Annotated in this window: 23 protein-coding genes and 2 pseudogenes; 19 read left to right on the top strand and 6 right to left on the bottom strand. The window is 38.8% G+C overall.

Annotated elements, in window-relative coordinates; translation table 11 throughout:
* Positions 1 to 28 precede the first annotated feature (28 nt).
* The 5 genes and pseudogenes from HMPREF2607_RS10640 to HMPREF2607_RS07015 all read left to right on the top strand — a co-directional run bounded on the left by HMPREF2607_RS10640 (position 29) and on the right by HMPREF2607_RS07015 (position 4,751).
* A pseudogene (locus tag HMPREF2607_RS10640) lies at positions 29 to 862 on the top strand (ZIP family metal transporter).
* A 14-nt stretch (positions 863 to 876) separates the two neighbouring features.
* The gene (locus HMPREF2607_RS07030) at positions 877 to 1,239 is read left to right on the top strand and encodes an ArsR/SmtB family transcription factor (RefSeq protein ID WP_002890511.1); all 363 of its coding nucleotides are present in this window, start codon (positions 877 to 879) and stop codon (positions 1,237 to 1,239) included.
* Complete coding sequence (locus HMPREF2607_RS07025; RefSeq protein WP_002890512.1) at positions 1,223 to 3,310, top strand: heavy metal translocating P-type ATPase; 2,088 nt, start codon at positions 1,223 to 1,225, stop codon at positions 3,308 to 3,310. The genes HMPREF2607_RS07030 and HMPREF2607_RS07025 overlap by 17 nt, the downstream gene beginning before the upstream one ends.
* Before the next feature lie 214 nt (positions 3,311 to 3,524).
* Positions 3,525 to 4,298 (top strand): alpha/beta fold hydrolase, encoded by a 774-nt coding sequence (locus tag HMPREF2607_RS07020; protein ID WP_070476470.1) that lies wholly within the window; start codon positions 3,525 to 3,527, stop codon positions 4,296 to 4,298.
* Between the two features lie 12 nt (positions 4,299 to 4,310).
* Complete coding sequence (locus HMPREF2607_RS07015) at positions 4,311 to 4,751, top strand: GNAT family N-acetyltransferase (protein ID WP_003093322.1); 441 nt, start codon at positions 4,311 to 4,313, stop codon at positions 4,749 to 4,751.
* A 60-nt stretch (positions 4,752 to 4,811) separates the two neighbouring features.
* On the opposite strand, the pseudogene HMPREF2607_RS07010 reads toward HMPREF2607_RS07015, so the two are convergent.
* The 3 genes and pseudogenes from HMPREF2607_RS07010 to HMPREF2607_RS07000 all read right to left on the bottom strand — a co-directional run.
* Positions 4,812 to 5,024 (bottom strand): annotated as a pseudogene (locus HMPREF2607_RS07010) (transposase); the annotation flags it as partial.
* 77 nt (positions 5,025 to 5,101) lie between these two features.
* Entirely contained in the window at positions 5,102 to 6,274 is a 1,173-nt protein-coding gene (locus HMPREF2607_RS07005) for a CynX/NimT family MFS transporter (RefSeq protein ID WP_070476467.1), read from the bottom strand.
* A gap of 228 nt (positions 6,275 to 6,502) precedes the next feature.
* The gene (locus HMPREF2607_RS07000; protein ID WP_014634167.1) at positions 6,503 to 7,345 is read right to left on the bottom strand and encodes a DegV family protein; all 843 of its coding nucleotides are present in this window, start codon (positions 7,343 to 7,345) and stop codon (positions 6,503 to 6,505) included.
* A 125-nt stretch (positions 7,346 to 7,470) separates the two neighbouring features.
* Between HMPREF2607_RS07000 and HMPREF2607_RS06995 the strand changes: the two genes are divergently transcribed.
* From HMPREF2607_RS06995 to HMPREF2607_RS06980, 4 genes are all read left to right on the top strand, one after another.
* On the top strand, positions 7,471 to 8,040 hold the full coding sequence (locus HMPREF2607_RS06995; RefSeq protein WP_002885959.1) for a TetR/AcrR family transcriptional regulator: 570 nt from the start codon (positions 7,471 to 7,473) through the stop codon (positions 8,038 to 8,040).
* A 36-nt stretch (positions 8,041 to 8,076) separates the two neighbouring features.
* Complete coding sequence (locus HMPREF2607_RS06990; protein WP_014634168.1) at positions 8,077 to 8,712, top strand: copper homeostasis protein CutC; 636 nt, start codon at positions 8,077 to 8,079, stop codon at positions 8,710 to 8,712.
* Between the two features lie 123 nt (positions 8,713 to 8,835).
* Positions 8,836 to 9,108, top strand: a complete 273-nt coding sequence (locus HMPREF2607_RS06985) for a hypothetical protein (protein WP_014634169.1) — start codon at positions 8,836 to 8,838, stop codon at positions 9,106 to 9,108.
* A 118-nt stretch (positions 9,109 to 9,226) separates the two neighbouring features.
* Positions 9,227 to 10,474, top strand: coding sequence for a DUF4767 domain-containing protein (locus HMPREF2607_RS06980; RefSeq protein WP_014634170.1), 1,248 nt, complete (start codon positions 9,227 to 9,229; stop codon positions 10,472 to 10,474).
* Between the two features lie 159 nt (positions 10,475 to 10,633).
* Here HMPREF2607_RS06980 and HMPREF2607_RS06975 read toward each other — a convergent pair whose 3' ends face one another.
* The gene (locus HMPREF2607_RS06975; RefSeq protein WP_014634171.1) at positions 10,634 to 12,400 is read right to left on the bottom strand and encodes a DHA2 family efflux MFS transporter permease subunit; all 1,767 of its coding nucleotides are present in this window, start codon (positions 12,398 to 12,400) and stop codon (positions 10,634 to 10,636) included.
* Between the two features lie 171 nt (positions 12,401 to 12,571).
* Between HMPREF2607_RS06975 and HMPREF2607_RS06970 the strand changes: the two genes are divergently transcribed.
* The 7 genes from HMPREF2607_RS06970 (at position 12,572) to HMPREF2607_RS06940 (ending at position 18,755) form a co-directional block, all read left to right on the top strand.
* The gene (locus tag HMPREF2607_RS06970) at positions 12,572 to 13,114 is read left to right on the top strand and encodes a TetR/AcrR family transcriptional regulator (protein WP_002888975.1); all 543 of its coding nucleotides are present in this window, start codon (positions 12,572 to 12,574) and stop codon (positions 13,112 to 13,114) included.
* Positions 13,115 to 13,428: 314 nt separating this feature from the next.
* Positions 13,429 to 14,268 carry a DUF4300 family protein gene (locus HMPREF2607_RS06965; RefSeq protein ID WP_070476465.1) on the top strand — a complete coding sequence of 280 codons (840 nt, stop codon included), beginning with the start codon at positions 13,429 to 13,431 and terminating at the stop codon, positions 14,266 to 14,268.
* A gap of 49 nt (positions 14,269 to 14,317) precedes the next feature.
* On the top strand, positions 14,318 to 15,067 hold the full coding sequence (locus tag HMPREF2607_RS06960; protein WP_070476463.1) for a CPBP family intramembrane glutamic endopeptidase: 750 nt from the start codon (positions 14,318 to 14,320) through the stop codon (positions 15,065 to 15,067).
* 177 nt (positions 15,068 to 15,244) lie between these two features.
* Positions 15,245 to 16,288, top strand: a complete 1,044-nt coding sequence (locus HMPREF2607_RS06955; RefSeq protein WP_070476461.1) for a FecCD family ABC transporter permease — start codon at positions 15,245 to 15,247, stop codon at positions 16,286 to 16,288.
* A gap of 4 nt (positions 16,289 to 16,292) precedes the next feature.
* Positions 16,293 to 17,048 carry an ABC transporter ATP-binding protein gene (locus tag HMPREF2607_RS06950; protein WP_070476459.1) on the top strand — a complete coding sequence of 252 codons (756 nt, stop codon included), beginning with the start codon at positions 16,293 to 16,295 and terminating at the stop codon, positions 17,046 to 17,048.
* A gap of 20 nt (positions 17,049 to 17,068) precedes the next feature.
* The gene (locus tag HMPREF2607_RS06945; protein WP_021144450.1) at positions 17,069 to 18,085 is read left to right on the top strand and encodes an ABC transporter substrate-binding protein; all 1,017 of its coding nucleotides are present in this window, start codon (positions 17,069 to 17,071) and stop codon (positions 18,083 to 18,085) included.
* Positions 18,066 to 18,755, top strand: coding sequence for an alpha/beta hydrolase-fold protein (locus tag HMPREF2607_RS06940; RefSeq protein ID WP_070476457.1), 690 nt, complete (start codon positions 18,066 to 18,068; stop codon positions 18,753 to 18,755). The genes HMPREF2607_RS06945 and HMPREF2607_RS06940 overlap by 20 nt, the downstream gene beginning before the upstream one ends.
* Positions 18,756 to 19,047: 292 nt before the next feature.
* Here HMPREF2607_RS06940 and HMPREF2607_RS06935 read toward each other — a convergent pair whose 3' ends face one another.
* Both HMPREF2607_RS06935 and HMPREF2607_RS06930 read right to left on the bottom strand, forming a co-directional pair.
* Complete coding sequence (locus HMPREF2607_RS06935; protein WP_048790558.1) at positions 19,048 to 19,929, bottom strand: diacylglycerol/lipid kinase family protein; 882 nt, start codon at positions 19,927 to 19,929, stop codon at positions 19,048 to 19,050.
* A 102-nt stretch (positions 19,930 to 20,031) separates the two neighbouring features.
* On the bottom strand, positions 20,032 to 21,057 hold the full coding sequence (locus HMPREF2607_RS06930; protein WP_070476455.1) for a DUF389 domain-containing protein: 1,026 nt from the start codon (positions 21,055 to 21,057) through the stop codon (positions 20,032 to 20,034).
* Between the two features lie 703 nt (positions 21,058 to 21,760).
* Here HMPREF2607_RS06930 and HMPREF2607_RS06925 point away from each other — a divergent pair.
* The 3 genes from HMPREF2607_RS06925 to lpdA all read left to right on the top strand — a co-directional run bounded on the left by HMPREF2607_RS06925 (position 21,761) and on the right by lpdA (position 24,369).
* Positions 21,761 to 22,000 (top strand): GlsB/YeaQ/YmgE family stress response membrane protein, encoded by a 240-nt coding sequence (locus HMPREF2607_RS06925; RefSeq protein WP_070476453.1) that lies wholly within the window; start codon positions 21,761 to 21,763, stop codon positions 21,998 to 22,000.
* A 256-nt stretch (positions 22,001 to 22,256) separates the two neighbouring features.
* Entirely contained in the window at positions 22,257 to 22,460 is a 204-nt protein-coding gene (locus HMPREF2607_RS06920; RefSeq protein WP_002886207.1) for a CsbD family protein, read from the top strand.
* 568 nt (positions 22,461 to 23,028) lie between these two features.
* Positions 23,029 to 24,369 (top strand): dihydrolipoyl dehydrogenase, encoded by a 1,341-nt coding sequence (lpdA, locus tag HMPREF2607_RS06915; RefSeq protein WP_070476451.1) that lies wholly within the window; start codon positions 23,029 to 23,031, stop codon positions 24,367 to 24,369.
* Positions 24,370 to 24,407 lie beyond the last annotated feature (38 nt).

The following is a 24,407-nucleotide window of genomic DNA, read 5'->3' as shown; positions in this document are numbered from 1 at the left end:
GTTCAACTGAATCATCGATTATTGAGGTATGAGATGTAATTTTTCTTCTCTATCACCAGTAATGCAAGCTTTATTAGCTGGCTTATTCAACTGGTTTTGTACCCTTATCGGTGCTAGTTTGGTCTTTTTTGTCAAAACCATTCATCAAAAATTCATGGATATGATGATGGGCTTGGCAGCGGGCATTATGACGGCAGTGGCAGTCTGGCCTTTGCTTGTCCCTTCTTTGGACTATAGCCAGTCAATAGCTACGAACAGATTTTACTGGTTGACGACGGCTGTTGGTTCTATTGTCGGGGGCTTATTTATCCGCTTTATTAATTATTTGGTTCCCGACCTACATTTGAATCATCAGATGAGTGATAAGGAAGGGATTTTGAATCCCAAAAGACCCTTATCAAAGACCATGCTGCTTTATCTGGCGGTAGTGTTTCATAATATACCAGAGGGCTTAGCAGTTGGTGTGGCATTTGCTAGTGTGGCAAATCTCGCAACTAGACTTTCCTTTACGTGAATGAGTGCCCTTGGATTGGCCTTGGGAATTGGCATCCAAAATATTCGAGAAGGCTCTGCCTTGTCCTTGCCACTACGGGTAGAAGGGCGAAGTAGGAAATCAGCTTTCTACTATGGCGCCATGTCAGCGATTGTTGAGTCGATTGCAGCTGTTTTAGGGGCCTATGCTGTTATGTCTATGACCCAGCTACTACCTTATGCTCTCTTATTTGCGGCGGGAGCCATGATTTATGTTGCAGTGGAAGAACTTGTGCCAGGTGCTCAAGAGCACAAGAATACCGATATTGCGACAGGTGGGGTTATGGCCGGATTTCTAATCATGATGTTACTTGATACAACTTTAGTATAGGAGGAATAGAAAATATGTCACAGTGTTTAACAGCTTGTAATCCAGATTTAATTCAAGGGGTCCATGAGACGGAGTTTGATACCGTTACATTGCTAAATATGTCCAATTTTTTTAAGGCGATTTCTGACCCAACTCGTTTGCGGATTTTACAAGCAGTACGGCAAAATCCAATTTGTGTCGGAGACTTAGCGATTGCGTTACAGATGACCAAGTCTGCTATTTCTCACCAACTACGCTATCTGCGGGACTGCCAATTGGTCAAGGGGGAGAAAAAAGGAAGGATGACCTATTATGAACTTGCGGACGATCATGTCGCAGCAGTCTTGTCTTTGACACTGAAACATTTGAAAGAGGAAAAACATGAAGAAAGAGTATGAACTTCGAGGAATTGACTGTGGCAATTGTGCTGCTAAGATTGAACGTGCTGTCAATCAATTGGAGCAGGTAGAATCTGCCACTGTCAATCTGATAGCTCAAAAGCTGATTTTGGAAACAAAAAGCGAAGATGGGATAGATAAGGAAATTATTGACTTGGTGGATGCTATTGAACCTGGAATCGAAGTTATCAGTGAGAAAAAGGAAGAGGCACTTCCAGAAAAACGAGATTGGGCGAAAGAGCTGCTACTTGCTGTTATGATTCTATTTGCCTTCGGCTTTTTCCTGCCAGAGGAGTATTTCTGGATTCGTCTGGTCTATTATCTGACCCTATATATCATTATCGGCCATAAGGTTCTTATCAAGATGGTTCAAAATATTCAACGTGGTAATCTTTTTGATGAAAACTTTTTGATGAGTATCGCGACCTTAGGAGCCTTTCTCTTGGGAGAATTTCCAGAGGCAGTAGCCGTCATGCTTTTTTATCAGATTGGGGAGTATTTCCAAGATAAGGCCACCTCTCAATCTCGTCAGTCCATTGCACGATTGATGGATATTCGGTCGGATAAGGCTTGGAGACTAGAGGGGGGAGAAACCGTTCAAGTAGACCCTGAAACAGTAAGGGTTGCGGACCATATTTTAGTTAAGCCTGGGGAGAAGGTGCCCCTAGATGGTCTGGTCAGAGAAGGTCGTTCTATTCTGGATACGTCAGCCTTGACAGGAGAATCACTGCCTAGGGAAATTGGCGTTGGTGAGGACATTACAAGTGGTGTGATCAATTTGACTAGTCCATTGGTAATTGAAGTGAGTAAGACTTTTTCGCAATCAACGGTCAACAAAATTTTGGAATTAGTTGAAAATGCAAGCAATAAAAAAGCGGAGACGGAACGGATGATCACACGTTTTTCGCGTGTGTATACACCAGTGGTTGTCGGAATCGCTTTTCTGCTTGCAAGCCTGCCTCCCTTGCTTGGTTTAGGGGAGTGGTCGACTTGGCTTTATCGGGCACTTACCTTTTTAGTCATTTCTTGCCCTTGTGCTCTTGCGGTTTCGGTACCAATGAGTTTCTTTGGCGGGCTAGGGGGAGCATCTAAATTAGGTGTCTTAGTGAAAGGTGGGAATTATTTAGAGGCTCTTGCCAAGTTGGATACGGTCGTATTTGATAAGACGGGGACAATTACAAAAGGTATCTTTGCGGTGGATACCGTTGTCAACGCAGAAGGTGTCGAGGATGATATTCTGTACCTCGCTGCCCATCTGGAAAGCTATTCCAATCATCCAATCGCAAACTCTATTCGAACAGCCTATGGACAGGAAGTGGACGAGAATAGGGTGAGTCAGATTACCGAGCTACCAGGGCAGGGCATGTCCGGTAGGGTAGATGGCAGACAGCTCTATCTTGGGAATGCTAGATTAATGGAAGTTCAAGGGATTGCTTATCCAGCTATTGACAGCACAGGAACAGTTCTCTATTTGGCAGAGGACAGTCATTTTCTAGGCTATTTCCTTATCACAGACCAAGTGAAGGAGACGAGCATCGAGGCCTTGAAGGATTTACAGGCAGTCGGAATTAAAAAGACGGTTCTCCTTTCAGGCGATCGTCAGGCAGTGGTTGATGAATTTGCACAGCAATTTGCCTTTAATGATGCATTTGGAGATTGCTTGCCTCAGGATAAGGTGAGTACATTTGAGGAAATTCTGACTCAGTCTCAGCAGGCTGTTGCCTTTGTTGGAGATGGGGTGAATGATGCACCGGTTCTTGCTAGGGCAGATGTTGGTATTGCTATGGGAGGGCTAGGTTCGGACGCAGCCATTGAATCAGCAGATGTTGTACTGATGGATGATGACCTTGGAAAACTTCCTCAAGTCATTCGACTGGCAAAAAAGACAGTCAGAATAGCCCAACAAAACATGACCTTGGCTATTGTAGTTAAACTAATTTTCTTGGTTCTAAGTGGATTGGGAATTTCTAATATGTGGGAGGCCATCTTTGCAGATGTTGGTGTAACGCTACTAGCAGTATGGAATGCATTGAGGGTCTTGAGGATAGATACCTCCACTTTGTCAAAGTAAGTGAACTGATGTTAGTATGATTTTATGGACACGTTTTGGTAGAATAGTATCTAACCAAAGGAGATGTCCAAATGAGCCAAAAATATACCAAAGAGTTCAAGGAAACTAGTGTTCAATTACATGAAGCAGGACACGTGGAGTGTGTAGCTTTGCTTCTACGAGCTGATTAAACAAGGATTTAGCAAGTGAAAGTCCTAAAGTAAGGAGTTTAAACATGAAATTCCATGAATTTGGTGATAAGAATTCGCCTCCTATCTTGCTGATACATGGCGGTGGCAGTTCTTGGTGGAATTATCTTCGTCAAGCACGTATTTTGTCAGAAGACTACCGTGTTATTCTACCCACTTTGAATGGCCACGGCGAGGAATATCAACTTGATTATGTTTCTACGGAAGATTCTGCTTTGGAGATTCTAGACTATATCAAAGCAAACTGTGGTGGAAAATTGTTTGCAATCGGTGGCGTTTCACTTGGTGGTCAAATTGCCATGGAGCTTTTGTCCTTAGACAGCGAGATAGCTGAGAAGGCCATCATAGATGGAAGCCTCTGTATTCCTCAACCAAGGTTAACAAAAATCAGCATCTTTCTAGTATCACTATTTGGTAAAATGATGTTCAGTAAATTCTCTTGCAAACTTCAATTAAGCATGATGGACAAACTCTATCCTAAACTGGCTTATCCAGAGGAAATAAAAGCTTATTATTTGGAGGATCTGCCAAGAACGCCTGTCAAAACAATGGTGACCATTTACAAAACCTATATGGGGCGTTACAAGCTGAAAGGTATGATTTCTGCTAGCAAAGCTCAGGTTTTGTATATCTATGGTGAAAAAGAATTAAACTGTGTGAAAGCATCGGCGAAATTATTTCAGCAGCTACATCCAAATACGATTTTGTATGAAGCAAAGGGCTATAATCACGGCTATTTATCAGCTTACCTGCCTCAAGAGTGGATTGATTTGGTTGAGCCTTTTTTAAAGAAGAAATAAGGAAAAATAAAGATGAATAGAATAGTAGACGATCAGATAACGCTTATTCCTTATTATAGGAATGATGACATCTCCCTTCTTTGGTATCAAGATAGTGAGGTTTGCAAACAAGTAGATAATACTGATCAGATTTACAATCTAACAAAACTTCATAAAATGTATGATTACCTAACTTCACATGGTTCTTGCTATTATATCCAATATGAAGGAGTGTTAGTTGGAGATGTGACACTTCAAGATAACTCGGAACTTTCTATAGTTATCAGCAAACAGTATCAGAATTTACAGATCGGAAGACGATGTGTTTCTGAAATGATACAGCTGGCGAAAGAACAAAAAATGGTAAAGGTCTCTGCACAAATATATCCTTTTAATACTCAAAGTCAAAGAATGTTTTTGGCTTTGGGATTTCAGAAAGTAGATGTAGAGTGGTATGAATATAAGTTGATATAGAACAGTTGTATATTTCCATATATATTGGCTCTTTGTCAACTGTAGTGGGTTGAATAAAAGCTAACACCTGGAGAGGGCTATCGTTGTCCTCTCCATTTTTATATTCAGAGCGATAAAAATTCGTTTTTTAAAGTTGTCAAAGTTCCGAAAACCAAAGGCATTACGCTTGATAAGTTTAATGAGATTATTCGTTGTTTCCAATTTGGCGTTGGAATAAGGTAATTGAAGTGCATTGACAATTTTTTCTTTGTCCTTAAGAAAGGTTTTAAAGATCATTTATTCATTGCCACACACAAATAACACCCCACAAGTTATAACTTGTGGGGCACTTTCTTATATTAGTTCTTAACTTACAAAATAACGTCTGTTTTTTCAACTTTATAGAGGGCAATTCCCATGATTATGGTCAAGACAAGAAGAATTAATACCGCAGGGGTCCAAGAATTAAAGAGTTGTTTACTTGAACCAAACAAGACTGGTCCAAGGGCCGCAAAGATATAGCCTCCGGTTTGGGCTAAACCTGATAGTTGGGCTGTTTTTTCAGGGGTGCTAGACTTCATTGAAAAGGCAACCATCATGTAAGGGAATAGGACACTAGCAGAACTTCCGATTAAGAGGTTAAGGATTAACCAATACACAAAACCGTCTGTATTCACAAGGAGCATGGCAACTCCGATGAATCCCGCTAGGACGGTAATCAATAGCATCAAATGGCGGTTACGATCAGAAAGTTTAGTGATTAGGCTAGGAACAATCATAGAGAATGGAATACTTGTCAGTGTGAAAACGGAAGCTAGAATTCCGGCATTGGCTTCACCGACACCGGCTTGAGTGGCCATGGTTGGAAGCCACGTGATAGTGGTATAGAAGAAGAGTGACTGTAATCCACCGAAAATCATGATGGCCCAGACTTTGCCGCTCTTATACCAACTGCCTGAATTTTCGTTAGTAGAAGTATCTTGTTCTAAATAATGATTGTGACGGACATTAGGAAGCCAAACCACAAGAGCCAGGGCACAGACTGCTGTCAATACCCAGACCAAGCCTTGCCATGAGGTTGCCTTAGTGATTGGAACGGCTACCGATGAAGCCACAGCTGTGGACAAGCCCATGGCTGTGATGTAGAGTGTGGTTAAGAATCCTAACTGATTTGGCTCATTAGCCTGAATTAGGCTTGGGAGAAGAACGTTGATAAAGGCAATTCCAGCTCCGACTAAAAGCGTTCCCGCATAAAGAAGAGGAAGATTGACGGTACGCAGAGCAGAACCAAGTGTCATCACAATTAAAACACCGAGGAAGAGTCTTTCGATACCAAAGCGTTTGGCCCAGCTTGCTGCAAAAGGCGAGAATATGGCAAAGGTCAAAAGAGGCAGACTTGTCAAGAGACCGAGTGAACTGACCTCAACTCCTAGACCAGAAGCAATGTCTGATAAGACAGTGGACAAAGTTGTGAACGGAGCCCGCAAAACGATCCCTAGAAGAAGGATTCCAGGGATTAGAAAATGTGAATGTTTCTGTTTCATAAAGCATCTCCATGTTTAATAAGAGTATTCAAATTTATAAGCATATGACACTAATGCGTCACTTCCATCTTACCATAAAAGATGGAGGTAATGAAAGCGATTACGCTAGATTGTCGCAAAGAAAAAGAGAGAATCTTTAGTTATAAAATTTTATTCTACTGATTATCTAATAACATCATTTAATTTTAAAAGACCGAACATCTAGTCCAGCCTCTTTTCGATATTTTCTTAAATTTCGTACCCCATAAGGAGTCCGCCTTCTTCGGCATAAAAACTACAAAGTCCAGAAGTAGGAAGGACTTCGATGCTTGCTTGGACGAATTTTTCACGAATCAATGCAGAGAATTGCTCGATAAATTTGTCATTGTTGCGGTGGGCAATCGTAATATGTCCACCTGTATAACCTGCCTTGATCAGTTCATCAAAGGCAGCTTTGATAGCTTTCTTTTGGCCACGAGCTTTTTGAAGCAACTCAAGGGTACCAGTCTTACTAGCTTCACCGACCATACGGATATTGAGGAGTCCAACAACGGTGCCAACTAGTTTGCTTAGACGACCATTCTTCACCAAATTATCAACTTTAGCTAAAACAAAGAGCAACTTAGTCTTGGCTCGGTAAGCTGTGATGGCATCAAGTACCTGGTCAAAATCAAGGCCTTCAGCGACTAAGTGATTGAGCTTACGAACGAGCAGGTCGACCTCGCCACCAGCTGACAGGCTATCAATGACGTGAATGTTGGCATTAGGATGCTCTTCCAGATAGATCTTCTTAGCAATTTCAGCACTATTATAGCTACCAGAAAGGGTTCCGGTAATCGTCACGACGACGATATTGTCCGCCCCTTCAAAGGACTTCATATAGTCATCAGGACTTGGACAAGCAGATTTGGAAGCAGTTGTAGTTGCATACATCTCCTCCATCATTTGATCAATATTGAGTTCGGCATCATCCCTGTAAATGGTTTCGCCCACTTGGATAGTCAAAGGAACACTGACAAACTCCGTATCTGGTGCCAGATTGTCCAAAGAACGGTAGTCACAGCCTGAATCCGCAATAATTTTCCATTTCATAGGTTACACCTCATATCTGCATAATGTACATTGACAAGTTATTTGTCTTCTTTTACAATTTTATCATGAAGTGCATTGCTATCAAAGCAGATCTCATCAGGTGTGACAGATAGAAAGTGAATGTTATGGCAGAAAGAAAAATCTCAGAGAAATCCTTGGAAAATCTCAAACGATTTAACCAAGAAAATAAAGCAATTACACGAGAATCCATCGAAATTTCTCTCCTGCAATTGTTGGAGAAAAAAGACTTTAAAAAGATTACCATATCGGAACTGGTTGAGCGTGCGGGTGTATCTCGTGCTGCCTTTTATCGCAATTATGGTTCTAAGGAAGAGATTTTGAAGTCTATTTTTGAGTCTAGCATTGCAAAGATAACCAAATCTTTAGATGGCTATAATCTCAAGACAGATCTTTACCAAGTCTGGGTTTATCTCCTTAAGGAAGTCAAAAAAGAAGCCAAAATCATCAGTCTTGCCATTGATTACAATTTTGAGCAAGTATTGACCAAGGCTGTTTATGATTTTTTGGAAAAACGAAATGGTAGCTCATCAAATGGTGCTGGTAGCTACCTTAATTCCTTCTGGAGCTCGGCTATTGTTTCAGTAATTTCCAAATGGGTCAAGGATGGTATGAAGACCCCGGCGGAAAAAATCGCCAAGCTCGGCCTTCCCCTTTTTCCACATAAAAAGAAGTAGTAATCGCCTACTACTACAACTAATTGGAGGTTCAGTATGCCAATTTATGAATTTTGTGCAGAAAATGTCACTCTCTTAGAAAAAGCCTTTAAAGCTGGTTCTCAACGCGTGGAGTTGTGTGATAATCTGGCTGTTGGAGGCACGACGCCTTCTTATGGTGTCATAAAGGCAGCCGTTGAGATGGCCAAGGATTATCAGGCTAAAGTGATTGTAATGATACGTCCACGAGGGGGCGACTTTGTCTATAGCCAGCAGGAATTAGCTATCATGCTGGAAGATATCAAATGTGCGCGTGACTTGGGTGTTGACGGCTTTGCACTAGGGGCTTTGACTTCGGAAAATCAACTCAATACAGAAGCTCTAAAGACCTTGCTGGATGCCAGTCGAGGCTTAGAAGTTACCATGCATATGGCCTTTGATCAGATCCCTAAAGCAGATCAACCTAGTGCTATCCAATGGCTTAAGGACCACGGTGTGACGCGTCTTCTCACCCGTGCTGGGACTCCCGAGACTGATTTAGAATCACGCTTGAAACGTTATGCAGAATTGGTTAGGCTAGCAGAAGGTCAGTTGGAGATTTTATCCGGTGGTGGTATCTCCCTGGCTAATCGTGACCAATTTCTTGCCATACCTGGTCTTGAGCAAGTTCATGGAACACGTGTCGTCTTTTAGATTTCAATGGAACCAGCTTCTTGGCTTGGTTCCTTTTAATTTTTGTACCATGAAAAGTCACTTTGCCTTTCTAGCCATTCTTTGATAAGCTATTACTATAACATTTAAAAAATTGGGGGATGTATGTTAGATAATTTGTTAAAAAAGAACCCTGTCTTGGGTGTCATTATTTATCCGTTATTAGGGTTAGGAGCTATTTGGCTTGGTCACTATTACTCACAGAGCCTTTCGCTATTGGAAAAAACGGGTGGTCAGATTAAGGTTAATACTTTTGTTTACATTGCTTATCAATTAGGTGGGACCAAACTCGTCATGGGGTTCTTTATTCTTTTAGCGCTTTTCTTTTTCTATCTGGGCTATACTTATCTAAAAAAACTTGTCAATACTCAGAAATAAGGATCAAGTTTATACACTAACTGCGGCTACTTGCTTGCAGTTTTTTCTTTTCTACAAGTCAACTAGAATCCCCAATTTATGCTACAATGAAACTATTACGCTTCAAAAAGGAGATGAGATGAAAGCAGAAGAATGGTTAACCTATTTTATAAAGATTTATGGACGTCGCCCAAAGATGACAGAGGTCGACGAGGCGATACAAAATGGTAGTCTCTTGGCTAATCGAGCAGAAGTAGAGAGCTTATTGTTAGCATCTAAGAAGAGCTTTTGGCAAACCTTAAGTCAGTATGTTGTGACTCATAAGGTCGCAGCGTCAGTTCTTGCAGTTTCTTGTATGACGCTTCTTGGTGGTGGTGCCATTTTTGCTTGGCATTCCCTTCATTCACAAGCTCAACAAACGTCATCCCTTGCGGTATCTTCGTCAAGCAGTCAGACAGGTCAAAAGTCTGGCTCAGACAAGTCCAAGCAATCGAGTTCCAGAGCTTCTGAGCCGTCTTCAAACTCTAGTTCTCAAAGTCAGAATGCCTCATCAGAAGCTAAAATGCCTGCCATGGATGTGGATGCTATTCGAAATGGTGATTTTTCAAGCATCGAAGGTGACTGGGTTTCTGACGGTGGTCATGTTGTGACCATTACCAAGTCAGGGCTCACAAAGTCTGAAGAGACAGGAAGTACTGATGGCAAGACTGTCGTTAAAGATTTCAACGGTCAGCCTATGTTTTATTTTGCGGACAATGGTCCAGGGCATGGGGTCAATCCTTTTGTGCCTGTGCCAGCCAATCAAGCAGCACCGTCTCCGGACAATTCTGTCAAAGACACAGATCGTTTGGTTCAAATTCCAGAGTCTGCTGGGCCAGGGGTGGTTTACACGTCTTATTACAGAGTGAAAAGCAAGAGCCAGTCCAGCCAGACTAGCCCAACCAATACGGCAGACCTTTGGGATAGTGACAAGGCTGCCAAGCTCGCAAGTTACATGGTGGAGTTTGGGCACAAGATGAATCAAGAAAGTTATAGAAGGCTAACACCTAACGGAAATGATGATTTCTTTGGTGCCATGTCTTTTGCTAAAAATAACCGCATTATTGTAGGTGAAAAGACTGAACAAAATGCCCCAATGACCAACCAACAAAAGGTAGACGTTGCCTTTTCTGACGATGGTACAGGGACAGCCGACTATATCATTGTAGACAGCTACGGGTATTCAGGTTCCGCCATGATTCTCTATCATTTCACCATCCATAAAGGTCAACCAGTGGTCCTAGTTTCCATGCAAAATCAGGGGAATCCTGAAAACATGTATTATATGTACCCTACCAATAATAAGGACATCCAAGAAGCCTTTGCCAATATTGTGAATGACAAGTGATGGTTTGAGAGGTTTGAAAGAAAAATTTTACATCTTAAAAATACAATATAAGTGAACAAAAGATTTTCTATGTTCCAAATCTGTTTACTTACTATTTAAATTATATAAAAGAGCCAGCCTAAAGTTTAGACTGGCTTTTCCTATTATAAAATAACTTAGTTATTCATCTTTTCGCTTTTCTGTCATCAGAGCTAATGGAGTACATATCAATACAATGATTGCTCCTACAATAAATACATTATCAAATGCCCTGCTTAACTGCTCATTTTTTTCTTTGACAATTACTTTAAGAGCAGATGATAATTCATCCTTTTGAGCTAATAATTTAATCGCTGTACCAACTTTAGCTTGGTCTCCAGATATAGTTTTTAAACTAGTTGATAACAGTGGGACACTTGAACTAACAGTTTCAACTCCATTGATTAATAACTGATTTGCATCATAAATCTTTCTATAATTACTCCCCTTTTTAGGTTCTGGAAGATTATCTGTTTTTTGAGCAGCTATTTTGATTGCCTCAACCATATTACTTTGTTTGGTTGAAATACTATTATTTTTCTTAGTCGTATCGAAAGTTTTTGAAATTTCCTTCTTAGCAACTTTTTTTACGTCTGTTGATAAAACCCGTTTTTCAATTTGGTTATACGCTGTTTCCTTAATTTGTGTTTTAGCAATATTGACATTACTATTTAAAATGGTAACGAGGAGAGCCATACCAATGGCTTGCCCAATATATCTAGAAGCATTAACGATACCTGACCCAATTCCAGCCTTATTAATTGGTAAATATTTTACTGATGATGTTAAGGACATTGCCATAAATCCTAGTCCTAAACCAATAATTACATTACAACAAACAATGAGGCTTTGTGAGGTATTATACTGAATAAGACTAAGCATAAATAATCCACCTGCTGTAATAACCAAACCGATACTAATGAGCAATCTTGCACTAATTTTTTGGTACATCTTAGTTGCTAACGGCATACCTACTATGATAGCTAAAGAGGTGGGAATAATAAGATATGCTGAATGCAAAGCAGAATAGTTACGAACATTTTGTAAGAAATAGTTTAAGATCAATGAAGGTACGATAATCGCAAATCCAAAAATCATATAAATAAGACTTGAAGATGTAAATGTACTTTCCTTGAATAAATTTAAGTCAATGATAGGTGATTTTACTCTTCCTTCGGTTAAACAAAGAAAAAATAGGCCTACAACACTAATAATAAAACTAGCTATGATGGTTTGTGATGCCCAACCATACTCGTGACCTTCTAATAAACCAAATATAAGTCCACCTAAAGTACAAGTAAGAAAAATAATACCTAGCCAGTCAATATTCTTTGAAATTTTTAAATCATATGATTCTTTTGTCCCTACTAGGATCATCAAGAATGCAAAGATAGCGATTGGAACATTAATACCAAAAATCCAATGATATGTTGTCCAATGGACAATTAAACCACCAATTACTGGTCCTCCCGCTGCAGCTAAGGCACTGAAGGTCCCCATAATAGCAGTAATACGGCTGGTATTCTCTTTCCCAAGTAGTTCAATTCCCATGGGGAGAACAATTGGAGTTAATATGGCACCTCCAATTCCTTGGAAGAACCGAAAAATAATTAAGAGTAATAAAGAATCAGCCACCATACATGCGAATGAGAAGATGCCAAATATGACTACACCAATTAGCATAACCAATTTTCTACCGTAGATATCAGCGAGTTTTGAAACAGTAATAATAAATACAGACATTGCTAAAACATAGATTGTTGCTACCCAACTTGTATCAGTCAATCCTGTATGTAAGTCTTCCATAATATTTGGTAGGGCGATATTAACAATCGTGGCATCTAAAGCTCCCATAAAGAGTGCTAAAACTAGACCTATAAATCCTAGAATTTTTCTTGATTTTGTCATTAAATTCTATTCCCTTCATTATTTATTTTGTTAAATGATTAATGATGCATCAATTATCTTAGTGAACATAAAACAGTCTTTTTTAACTTTTATAATTCACATAAAAAGAATATAATAATACCCATATATTGACCATGACAACATCAAACAATATGTTTAATTAAGGAAAAAATGACAAAGAAAAGAAAGACTAATAGCGTTACTAACCTCAAGTCTGCTTTGATAGACCTCCTACTTGAAATGGAGTACTCAAAAATAACCATTGGAAATATAACTCAGAGAGCAAATGTTAGTAGGGGAACATTTTATCAACATTTTCTTGATAAGGATGATTTAGCATACTCTATCGGAACAGAGACGATGCAAAGATTTTGGGAGATTTTAGCTCAAGGAAATTTAGATAAAGAGGACATGCTTTTAAAGGCTCTACTATTAATAAAAAATGACTATAAACATTTTAAAGCAATTTCAAAAGCACCTCACGTTCAATTTAAAGATAAGGTTCAACAACTTATTTGTGATCTTATAAATAACAACCCAGCTATTAGAGAAAAGATCAAGAAAAAGACGAAGATTTCAGATGAAATTGTGATAAAAGCCTTCTCTACATCTTTTGAAACCATTATCTCATCCTGGATTGATAATGATTTATCGGAAAGTCCCGAAAAAGTTGTAGATAATATCATTAAAATTGAACAGCTATTTTGGAAATAATAAAAAATATAGAAAAAATGATAAAAATCCATAGTCTTCAAACGGTGTGAGCCTATACTGAGACTTTACGCTGTGATAAAAACGCCTGAAGAATTGGTATTTCAGGCGTTCGGAATTTTTGAGACTCTAGGCTCAAAAATTAGCCATGGAACTTCGAAGAAGTTCGCTGGCGTCCGCTATCACCTAAGTAAAGTCTCAAGTAAAAGCTTTTGTCCTCAATCTAAAGCCTTGGCAACAAGGCTTTTTCTTGTGGAAAAGTATCCTGAGAATAAGTAGCTGTCAAAATCTGGTATAATGAAGCCAAGGAGGCGCCTATGAAACATCTAAAAAAACAGACGCTAATTCTTTTATCTATCTCTAGCTTGCTACTTGTCGGTTTAGCAGTTTTTGCACATCTCCACAAAAAAGAGGAGCAAGCAAATTACTCCAATCTTAATAGTAAGGCTAGTATTAGTGAGGTGCGAGCCATACTCTCAAAACATTTGAACGAGGAGAGTGTGGATAACTTTATCAATCTCGTCACGGATTACAATGACACCGTGGGTTCTGTAGGTCTTTCTGGGAGTTTTGCGCCATTTACCAAAACAGACTATGATGTGGAAAAAATCAGTAGCCTGTGGACAGCCAAGCATGGTGACTTTATCGGTACCAACTGCCGTATCAACACCTACACGCTACTGAAAGGCAAAATCAAGATTCCTCAAGTCAAAAGTGATACTGAGCTCCTTTTCCAAGACAAGGACGCCATTGACAAGGGCAAGCTCTTTAATGCCAAGGACCAGGCAAACTTTGACATTCTTTTTTCAAGGGTCAAGACTGAAGCTACCCAAGATGTCAAGGTTCACGCCAAGCATATGGAGGATTACTACAAACAGTTCACCTTTGATGACAAGGCACGCATGCTGTCGGTTGTTGTCCACGATAATTTGGATGGTGATTCCCTTTTTGTCGGTCACGTCGGAGTCTTGGTGCCTACGACGGATGGCTACTTATTTGTTGAAAAGTTGACCTTTGAAGAGCCCTACCAAGCTATTAAATTTGCCAGCAAAAAAGATTGCTACAAGTATCTGACAACCAAGTACAAGGACTATACCGGACCAGGTCTAGCTAAACCCTTTATCATGGACAATGACAAATGGGTGGATATGGACTAGCTTAGCGTGAGAAGAAGGTTTTAAATAGGGAAGAAAAAGGAAGCAAGATATGAAAAGAAAACAAGCCTTGTCGTTTTATCTGGCGGGGACCTTTGGACAGATCTTACTGGTCAGTCTCCTTGTTTGGCTGCTAAGAGTAGGAGGGGTTAGGGTTGATTATGGAACTCCAATTGGCCTCCTTACCCTTATCTTAGGTGGGTTGTCATCAGCCATTTGGGGAGGCTATGTTAGCATCCGCTATCATCACTCTAGTTTTAAACAACTTGTCAGAGATTTTTTCCAAGTCAAACAGCCTCTTAGTAACTATTTCTTAGTCCTCATTTTTCTAGGATTGGATTTTTTACCACTAGTCTTGAGTGGAGGGATGATTATTCAGGCTTGGTATCTCCCCATTATCTTATTTTGCAAAGCCCTTGTCTTTGGTGGTATCGAAGAAATCGGTTGGCGCTATTTTTTCCAGCCTGCTTTGCAAGAAAAGTTGACCTATCTAGTGTCCACGCTCTTTACATTTTTGGCTTGGTCACTATGGCATATCCTTTATTTTTACATTGATGGGTCTCTGGCCACGATTCATTTATTGCCTTTCTTGCTAGGCTTATTAAGCAATTGTTTCATCTTATCCGCCATTTATACAAACACCAGAAGTCTTTGGCTTTGTGTGATGACACATGCGCTTATCAATGCTTTATCGCAACTGTCATCAGCGGAGAGCCTTTGGTTGTCCCTTGTGATTAAGGTGTTGATAATTCTTCTTGCCATGAAAATTGCTAGCAGCAGTATGGAGAAAGTGAAATCCTAAGCTGGCTTGATTTTCATTGCTTTAGTTAGTTATAAAGTTATAACTTTTAAGAGTAGTTCAATGACTGCTCTTTTTTCTATGTAATACTCAAATGACCTTGCCCATATTTTTGAGGCATGTTATACTAGAAAGGTATTGTCAAAATTTTCTGACATTACAGGTGGAAAGGAGGTGCTAATGCCTTTTAAAAAAACAAAACACCTTGTTTTTTCCCGCTACCTAAGCCTGCTCTGTTTGCTTCTAGCTTTACTAGTAGCGTCAGTTTTTATAGCAGTGTCTTTAGGGGCGGTCACTATAGATATAGGTGATACTTATGGTGTCATCTTCAGTAAATTGGGGCTTCCGATGGCCAGTCATAACATTGCCAAGCCACTTGAAGCTATTATCTGGAATATGCGAGTTCCTAGGGTTCTCCTAGGGTTAATAGTTGGTGCAGGCCTTTCCATGTCTGGGAGTGTCATGCAGTCAACCGTTAATAATCCGATTGCTGAGCCCTACATTTTGGGAATCTCGGCAGGGGCAACTTTTGGAGCAACCTTGGCCATCATTTTAGGTCTTAAGGCTGTGGTAGGCTTGGGTGCCTTTGTGGGGGCTATTCTAGCGACGGTTCTTGTCCTAATCATTGCCTCTATGCAGGGGAGAGTGACCACATCTGGCCTGATTTTATCTGGAACGGTTGTCAATGCCCTCTTTATTGCCTTTGCCAATTTTATAATCTCTCTTGGAGCGACAGCAGATAGTGTCATGACCATTAAGTTTTGGACCATGGGTTCATTGACAGGAACATCTTGGTCAGATTTGATGCTTCCAGCAGTAGTGGTTGGTTTGGCCTTTCTCTTTTTCTCAACTCAGTATCGTGTCTTCAATGCCATGATGATGGGAGATGAGGCAGCTTTGACTTTAGGGATTCCACTTAAACTCTACTGGTATCTTTATATTGCCATTGTTGCGGTCATAACGGCCGTCTTGGTTGCTAGCTGTGGGATTATCGGCTTTGTAGGCTTGATTACCCCTCATATTGCTAGAAGTTTAGTCGGAACTAACTATCGTAAGCTTTTTCCAGTGGCAACTCTCTTAGGTTCCTTGTTTGTGGTTTGGTCAGATGTCTTGGCGAGAATCCTCGTCAAAAATGCAGAGCTACCTATCGGTATCTTTACAGCCTTAGTTGGCGCACCTTTCTTTATTTATATTGTGACTAGAAATCGTAGGAAGGTGGTTTAGACTTATGGATGTAAAGTGTAAGGATATTCATTATTCGATAGGAGAGAAAAAAATCCTAAATGGAGTCACCCTAGGGGTTGAAGGTGGGCAATTCCAGACCATACTAGGACCAAATGGGAGTGGGAAATCAACCTTGCTCAAAACTATTTACCGCCAGTTGAAACCAGATAGCGGTCAGATTTTTCTTGATGGAAACTCCCTAGATCAGGTAAGCCTCAAGGAAACTGCAAAAGAATTGGCCGTTGTGACACAGTTTAACACCCTTCAATTTGATTGCACGGTGGAAGAAATTGTCATGCTTGCCCGAACGCCCCATCTTTCCTTTCTACAAAAAGAATCGGAGCGGGACCACTTGCTCGTCCAGGATGCCCTAGACAAGGTTGGCATGTCTGAAAAGAAGACACGCTATTATTCGTCCTTATCAGGTGGCGAAAAACAAAGAGTTATCCTAGCGCGTGCTTTGGCTCAGGAACCCAAACTTCTTTTATTGGATGAGCCTACCAACCATTTGGATATTAAGTATCAGTTGGAGATGTTGGCCTTGGTCAAGGAACTCGGCATTAATGTTCTCGCAGTTCTCCACGATATTCAATTGGCCTGTCGTTTTTCAGATTATATTTACTTAATGAAAGGGGGTGAGATTGTTGCCCAAGGTGTCCCAAGGGATGCCGTAACCCCACAATCCTTGCAGGCAGTTTATGATGTTCAGAGTCGTATTACCTGGACGGATGACCAGCAGGCAATGATTCAGTATTTATAAGCCTAGGAAAGGAAGGCCTTATGAACAAGAAAACTTTTGGTATCGCATTAATCGCTGCAGCAGTCCTCACATTGACAGCATGCAGTTCTACATATAAAAACAGCACATCATCGTCATCAGCAGCAAAAGAAACGGTGAAAAAGACTAACTCAGAAACCCAGTATCCTTTGACCGTCAAAACTTATGACGATCAAGGAACTGAGCTAGATCAAGTCTTCAAAAAGGCACCAGAAAAGGTTATCACAAACAACCTTTCATCAACGGAAATTTTGATTGAGCTTGGTTTAAAAGACAAGATTGTCGGTATGCTTAACCCTGACAATGAAGTAACCGATAAATATAAGGAAGACATTGCCTCAATCCCACATATCGGTGATAAGAAGACTATCTCTCAAGAAGCCATCTTGGCTTACGGACCTGATGCCCTTATTGGTCGTAACATGATGTTCTCAGACAAATCAATGGGAACCATCAGCACGTGGAACAGCAACGACATTCCCGTCTATACGCAAAAAGCTTCTGTTTCAACAACCAAACAAGATTTGAATAATATCATCGAAGATGTTAAAAATATTGGTGACATTTTCAACGTTCAAGACAAGGCAGACAAGTATGCAGGACAACTCCAAAAGCGTATTGACGCCGTTAAAAAGAAAAACAAGTCTTCTGACAAAGACTTGAAGAAGGCTCTGATCATGTGTGCCTACAACGATGAGACCTTTGGAACTTACAAATCTGCCCTTCAAGAAAGTATGCTTAATCAGCTTGGCTATACCAATGTTGCGACAGGAACATCAGATTTGACTCTGGAAAATCTCGTGTCTATGGAACCAGAATTGATTATCTATGTAACTAGTGACCGTAATAAGGCCATGGACAAGGATGCTACAGACAAGATGGAAAAGAACGCTGTTCTTGAAAATGTACCAGCCGTTAAAAACAAGAAAATCATGACTATTTCTTATGATGAGCTTATGGATTACGGTCCATCTGTGATTGATTCTCTTGAGAAGGTTAATGACTTTGTTAATAAATAAAGACTTTGTCTGCCATGGCATTCGAGTGACGATTGCCCTTCCTGAGTCTTATGATGCTACTAAGACTTATCCAGCTGTTTTTCTGAATGATGGACAACTGGATTATCTGGGAAAACTAGCGGATTCTGTTATCCTGGTAGGCCTTGAGCCCAAGAATCGCTTGGATGATTTTACACCTTGGTATGCTCAGGCTTTGAGACCTGGAAGCCCTGATTTTGGTGGCAAGCAAGCTAGCTATCATGACCATCTATTTGGCCATATTTTAAATAGCATCCAAGAGGATTTTCGATTGGATGACAGTCGTATGGCTTATGGAGGCTACTCGCTGGGTGGTTTGGCTGCTATCCACAGTCTTTATAGCAGTGATAAGATGCCTTTTATCTTTTCCATTTGTGGATCCTTCTGGTATCCAGATTTTGTAGCCTACTGCCAATCCCACCAGCTTCTCAATAAGTCTTGCTCGGTCTATTTATGTAACGGTTTGACCGAAGGGGCTAATCATAAGAATAGACTGGCCAAGGCTCCTAGCTTTGCCAAAGAAGTACATGAATGCATCAAAAAACAGTGCTTGTCCACTTATTCAGCACTTGACCCTTACGGTCATCATGACCATCTCCAAGAAAGATATGATGCTTTTTCGGACTGGTTGATTGAAGAGTGGAAACTCTGAAATGCTGCTATTGGTGATTGAGTAGGAAAGAGAGAAGAAAAGTAGTGAAGAAGATTCCGACGATGGAATCTCTTCACTACTTTTTGTTATGCTCGAAAACTACCATCACAGTTGATGTTTCCGAAAAGGTTTTAGACATGAATCAAAAAACGCCTTAACTCCGTATATTAAAAGTAATTTAGTTACCTTTGACTTATATCCTAACTTCAAAAAGGACAGGACTATTATTGTTGCTGATGCAGTAACTTATATCATTTAAAACTTTTTTGTTGGAGAAGTAGAAGGGAAAAAACTATACTTTGGTGCCTGAGAATACTTCGATATGGTTCCCTAGTATTTTTATATCTACTGGAAGATTATCCGATTTGTCTCCATCAACATCTGACTCTAACTCAACCTCTGAAGAAATCCTAATATTACGCGCTTTGATATATTCGATATTATCGTTACCTACTAGATCCCCTTTTAACAAATCTGGGATAGTCGATAATTTAGAAATGATGGATGCATCTTTTAAAATCAAGATATTTCCATATCCATCTGTATTTTCATCAAATAGTTTTTTGTCTGCATAGTAATTAGATAGAAGAACTAAGACCTGACTAGCTTCACCTTCATAATTGCCATTTTCGCTTTCAATACGAATATTAAATACATCGTCTTCCACAACGGACTTCATCGTATTGATTGCATATGCAAAGATACCGTACTTTGTTTTATCTTCAATATCAACGTTATGAATAGCTTCTGGTAAAGATCCAACACTAAAAATATAGCCAAAATAATGTTGATTAGCTTTTCCAACATCAATGGTTTTAGTAAAATTGAAGTCAAGTTCTTCAATCGCTTGATCAATACTTTGGTTGATTTCTAATAGCTTAGTGATTAAATTACCAGTTCCACCAGGAATAATCCCAAGTTTTGGAATGTGATTTTTTTCAGCAATCCCTGAAATAACCTCATTTACAGTACCGTCTCCACCAAAAACAATTACTGCATCATATTTTTCTTTAGAGGCTTTTTCAGCAAATTGAGTTGCATCTTTGGCTTTTTGCGTAATCTTAGTTTCAACATAATCAAAATACTCTTTAGCCTTATTCTCCAAATTCTCTTTATAATCTAATGCTGTTTCTCCTCCAGAAGTTGGATTAATAATTATCATTACTTTTTTCATTGATATTTTCTCCTATGGACTACTAGTGACAATACTTTTCAACGGTTTCTTATGCTTATCAATTAATATCTCACATTACTTGTTGTTATTTGGGGATTCTTTTTACTTATCCTTTTCTATTTGTTGAAGATCATCATCGTTTTTATATTGAATGATGTAGTCGACTAATTCTTTTTCAGTTAATCTATCATTTGTTAATTGTGAAACCTGAATCGAGATATTTTTCAAACCATATTCATTTTGTTTGTTAATGATACCTTGTAACTCAGCTTCTGAAAGGTATTTACCTGAAATGGTTAGCTTTAGTGTATTATTTTCTTTACTATATTTCTTTTTCAAAATAGTATGGTTTTCAAATTGATCAGATAGATAATTATTGATAGACTCATTGATTAGCGTATCTCTAACTAAGGCAGTTGCAGAAGCTAAACTTGGAATAATAAGAACAAGCGAGACTAGAATTAATATTTTTCGCATTTTAGAGGCTTTACGATTATGTTTAACATAAGGATTATTAACCATCATCACATTAGTGCCAATATATGTAGCAATCATAATAAAACTGCAGTTAATGGAGAACAAATATGACGCCCCTATCATATACTCAAGATTTCCTGTGGCAATAGAATACCCCACGGTACAAACGGGTGGCATAAGAGCAGTTGCAATGGCGACACCAGGAACAATGTTATTAGCTTCTTTCTTTCGTGCTCCAATAATGCCGGCTAATCCACCGACGAATGCTATTACAACGTCCCAAATTGTGGGCGAAGTTCTAGCAATAATTTCCGTACTTGCGTAAGAAATGGGCGAAAGTAAAAAATAAAGTGTAGAGGCTAAAAGGCTTACTGCAACTTGAATAAAAAGAACTTTAAACGATTTTTTGAGTAGTTTTGTATCTAATATTGCTAACGCAAAACCTACTCCAAGGATAGGTGTCATCAATGGAGAAATCAACATTGCCCCTATGATTGTTGGAATAGAATTCATATTCAAACCAATAGATGCAATCAATATCGCACACAATAAAGTGGTTAAGTCACTTTTTGATAAATCTAAATCCTCATAGATTTTGTCCCTAAATTCTATTAGAGAATAAAGTTTACCATCCTTCAAAACTTTTTCCATAACAGTACTTCCTTTTTGTTACTATAGTCAACTTTTTAAGCTCACTCTTTGACGACGTATCTAAATCATTGGCCATTATTATTGTAACTTCTTTACCTGGGTGTGTTTTATATTCTACTTTCAATTTGTAATCAATTCACTACTCCATATTAATTTTAAACTCCTACTGAAAGTGATGCAGTGTTTGGTGTATTATTTATACTATTTTGTTAGATACTTACTATTTAAAGAAAAATGTGTAAGGGTTTACATGTCTCAATTATACATTTTATTTTTACTTTCGTCACTCGAACATCTTAGGGCTATTTTCTTTTGTGGCTAAAATGCTAATCAATCAATCATATGAATGTAGCAGTTTAATCAAACTTTTTATTCATAAATCAATCCATTTAGAGGAAGTCCTAATAATAGTAGAAGTATGTGTAGATTTTTAATAAAAAAATGAGATAAGCGAAATTGTAAAACTATGCAAGCGATTGCAAAGGCCAATGATGGTTTTCATGTCTATTTTTGTGTAAGCGCAAACATTTTCATTGACTTATCAATTTGATTAACTTATACTGTTATTAACAGGTATATACTAACATTAATCTTATGATTGTTAAGATTAATATAAAAAATGTTTTAGCTAAAATGTAACTCTTTAGATGGTTTGATTTTCCAAACAATCTAACTTTCCTCTATTTAGAAAGGAGGAGACATTATGCTTTGGGCTATTATTGTCGGAGGCTTTATAGGTTTTATTGCTGGTGGAATCACTAAAAAGGGAGGTTCCATGGGAATAATTGCCAATATCTTTGCAGGTTTAATTGGTTCATCTGTTGGACAGTCACTCTTCGGTTCTTGGGGACCTAGTCTAGCTGGAATGGCCTTAGTTCCATCAATTTTAGGGGCAGTTATTGTTGTTGCAGTAGTATCATTTTTCTTAGGAAAAAAAGAATAATTTTCAATATTTCGACAGGAAGACTCCAATCAACTAGCAAACTTAGTGCCGATAAATTAAAAAAGTGGTAAACATGGACTAGCTAATGGTTTATCAGCAAATAAAGATAACGTTAGTGAGGGTGTTCAAGCTGTTTATGACTCGACTTCAACACAAAAGCTATAATTTAACTTATCTTTTTATACTCAAAAATTTGAATGTATTGTTTAAGAGCGTTCATATTTAAAAATCTTTATGTCCAAAGGAGGATAATATTATGTCAGTAGAAGAAAAACTCAACCAAGCTAAAGGCGCATTTAAAGAAGGTGTCGGAAAATTAACTGGTGATAAAAAAACAGAAAAAGAGGGTGCTGCTGAAAAAGCAGTCTCAAAAGTGAAAGAAGTTGCCGAAGATGCCAAAGATGCTGTTGAAGGAGCTATCGAAGGTGTGAAAAATATGATTAAAAAGGACGATAAATAATTAAATAGTCAATTGATTTTTCACATAAAAGCTATAAAAGCTACTCTACAAAAAAATAGAGTTGTCATATTCTACTCCTAATTACTCACTTATAAGATTACTTTCAAAATAACTACAAATCGATATTCTTATAATATTATTCAGTTGAAAAATTAACTTTCTTTAGATTAATTCAAATTCCTTTTTAACTCCATATACATATTCTTTCTAATAGTAAAAGCACTCTAATTTCTATAGTTTTATCCAAGCTATAGACGCTAGAGTGTTTTTTATAACATTTTGAAGAATTATTTAATGATTGGGGGAGATTTGTATTTTTCTAGTTCTTATACAAATCAGCAAAATATAAGTGCTAACATCATCCCGAATAGGGAATGGCAAACGTTTGCATTACTTGTGAATATTTTCACTTCTAAAACATCACATTTTCAGTGAATTACTTGATTTTCATAAGTATTAGTTTTATAATCAAAGTATAGAAAACGCTTTCAAAAACATCTCCGAGTTTTTGTCCTACTTGAAGTGGTTCGGCTAACAGCCGACTTCCATTCTAGAAAGGAGTATTGTTTTGAGTCAATGTGATATTATCATTATAGGGGCAGGTCCTGGTGGTTATGTTGCTGCTGAAGAAGCTGCCCGTTTAGGTAAAAAGGTAACTGTCATTGAGAAAAACTCCATAGGTGGCACCTGTTTGAACGTTGGATGTATCCCATCTAAAGCCTATCTTGAACATGCCCATTGGCTATTAGCTGCTAAAGAAGCCTCTAAGTATGGAGTAACAGTTTTAAATGATAATCTTGATTTTCAAAAACTTGTTGCTCGCAAAGATCAAGTCGTAGCAACACTACAGTCTGGTATTCAATCAAGTTTTAAACAATTAGGGATCACCTATATTGAAGGTGAGGCAGCTTATATTTCTGGTAAAACCTTCCAAGTTAATGGTGAAAGAGTCTCAGGTAAGTCTGTTATTTTGGCGACGGGGAGTCATCCATTTATTCCTCCTATTCCTGGTATTAACGATGTTGACTACTTGACAACGGATAACTTTTTCAACTTAAAGGAACTTCCTCAACGTTTGATTATCATTGGTGGAGGTATTATTTCCGTTGAGTTAGCTTTTGCCATGGCTCCACTTGGTGTGGATGTGACAGTGATAGAGGTTGCACCAACAATTTTAGCAACTGAAGATGACGAAGCACGTTCCATTATTAGAGAAAAGATGGAACAACTTGGAATTACCATTCTGGAGGGAGTTAGCATAGATAGGGTTAAAGAAAATGCTGTAATTTTAGCAGATGGCAAGTCCTACTCTTATGATAACTTACTTGTAGCAACAGGGCGTAAGCCAAATATTGAGTTAGCCCAAATGATGGGCTTGGAGCTGACCGAAAAAGGCTTTATTAAGGTAGATAGTTATTACGAGTCATCTCAAACAGGTGTTTATGCGATTGGGGATTTGATTCCTGGATATATGTTGGCTCATGTTGCTAGTAGCGAGGGAATCAAAGCTGTTCGAGCCATTTGTCGTCAGGCTGAGGAACCAGTTGATAATTCAAGTGTTCCACGGTCGCTCTTTACAACGCCAGAGATTGCTTCCTTTGGCTTGTCAGAAGAGGAGGCGGTACAACAAGGATATGATATATCAGTTGGTCAACTTCCTTATGTTTATAATGGTCGAGCCATTGCGTCTAATTCAGCAAAAGGTTTTGTTAAAATTGTCTCTGAAAAACGCTATCACCTACTATTAGGTGCCGTTATCGTTGGCCCACATGCAACTGATATTTTACAATCCTTGATTGTCTTGAAAGATGCTGAAGGAACACTTGATCAGCTTGATAAGACTATTTTTGCACATCCAACAATTTCTGAGTTGGTTCAGGAAGTTGCAAGACTGATTTTAAGGTCTTAAGCTCGATGGATAGGTTTAGCGTAGTCATTTTCATTTTT

Origin of the sequence: Streptococcus sp. HMSC078H03 (assembly GCF_001808655.1) — a bacterium.
GTDB lineage: Bacteria > Bacillota > Bacilli > Lactobacillales > Streptococcaceae > Streptococcus > Streptococcus salivarius_G.
The sequence above is the reverse complement of the archived record's forward strand: the minus strand, read 5'-3'. Positions and strand labels throughout refer to the sequence as shown.

Excerpts from the sequence above, each read along its gene's own strand:
- HMPREF2607_RS07030 (WP_002890511.1), top strand. The coding sequence starts at position 877 with ATGTCACAGTGTTTAACAGCTTGTAATCCAGATTTAATTCAAGGGGTC.
- HMPREF2607_RS07025 (WP_002890512.1), top strand. The coding sequence starts at position 1,223 with ATGAAGAAAGAGTATGAACTTCGAGGAATTGACTGTGGCAATTGTGCT.
- HMPREF2607_RS07020 (WP_070476470.1), top strand. The coding sequence starts at position 3,525 with ATGAAATTCCATGAATTTGGTGATAAGAATTCGCCTCCTATCTTGCTG.
- HMPREF2607_RS07015 (WP_003093322.1), top strand. The coding sequence starts at position 4,311 with ATGAATAGAATAGTAGACGATCAGATAACGCTTATTCCTTATTATAGG.
- HMPREF2607_RS07005 (WP_070476467.1), bottom strand. The coding sequence starts at position 6,274 with ATGAAACAGAAACATTCACATTTTCTAATCCCTGGAATCCTTCTTCTA.
- HMPREF2607_RS07000 (WP_014634167.1), bottom strand. The coding sequence starts at position 7,345 with ATGAAATGGAAAATTATTGCGGATTCAGGCTGTGACTACCGTTCTTTG.
- HMPREF2607_RS06995 (WP_002885959.1), top strand. The coding sequence starts at position 7,471 with ATGGCAGAAAGAAAAATCTCAGAGAAATCCTTGGAAAATCTCAAACGA.
- HMPREF2607_RS06990 (WP_014634168.1), top strand. The coding sequence starts at position 8,077 with ATGCCAATTTATGAATTTTGTGCAGAAAATGTCACTCTCTTAGAAAAA.
- HMPREF2607_RS06985 (WP_014634169.1), top strand. The coding sequence starts at position 8,836 with ATGTTAGATAATTTGTTAAAAAAGAACCCTGTCTTGGGTGTCATTATT.
- HMPREF2607_RS06980 (WP_014634170.1), top strand. The coding sequence starts at position 9,227 with ATGAAAGCAGAAGAATGGTTAACCTATTTTATAAAGATTTATGGACGT.
- HMPREF2607_RS06975 (WP_014634171.1), bottom strand. The coding sequence starts at position 12,400 with ATGACAAAATCAAGAAAAATTCTAGGATTTATAGGTCTAGTTTTAGCA.
- HMPREF2607_RS06970 (WP_002888975.1), top strand. The coding sequence starts at position 12,572 with ATGACAAAGAAAAGAAAGACTAATAGCGTTACTAACCTCAAGTCTGCT.
- HMPREF2607_RS06965 (WP_070476465.1), top strand. The coding sequence starts at position 13,429 with ATGAAACATCTAAAAAAACAGACGCTAATTCTTTTATCTATCTCTAGC.
- HMPREF2607_RS06960 (WP_070476463.1), top strand. The coding sequence starts at position 14,318 with ATGAAAAGAAAACAAGCCTTGTCGTTTTATCTGGCGGGGACCTTTGGA.
- HMPREF2607_RS06955 (WP_070476461.1), top strand. The coding sequence starts at position 15,245 with ATGCCTTTTAAAAAAACAAAACACCTTGTTTTTTCCCGCTACCTAAGC.
- HMPREF2607_RS06950 (WP_070476459.1), top strand. The coding sequence starts at position 16,293 with ATGGATGTAAAGTGTAAGGATATTCATTATTCGATAGGAGAGAAAAAA.
- HMPREF2607_RS06945 (WP_021144450.1), top strand. The coding sequence starts at position 17,069 with ATGAACAAGAAAACTTTTGGTATCGCATTAATCGCTGCAGCAGTCCTC.
- HMPREF2607_RS06940 (WP_070476457.1), top strand. The coding sequence starts at position 18,066 with ATGACTTTGTTAATAAATAAAGACTTTGTCTGCCATGGCATTCGAGTG.
- HMPREF2607_RS06935 (WP_048790558.1), bottom strand. The coding sequence starts at position 19,929 with ATGAAAAAAGTAATGATAATTATTAATCCAACTTCTGGAGGAGAAACA.
- HMPREF2607_RS06930 (WP_070476455.1), bottom strand. The coding sequence starts at position 21,057 with ATGGAAAAAGTTTTGAAGGATGGTAAACTTTATTCTCTAATAGAATTT.
- HMPREF2607_RS06925 (WP_070476453.1), top strand. The coding sequence starts at position 21,761 with ATGCTTTGGGCTATTATTGTCGGAGGCTTTATAGGTTTTATTGCTGGT.
- HMPREF2607_RS06920 (WP_002886207.1), top strand. The coding sequence starts at position 22,257 with ATGTCAGTAGAAGAAAAACTCAACCAAGCTAAAGGCGCATTTAAAGAA.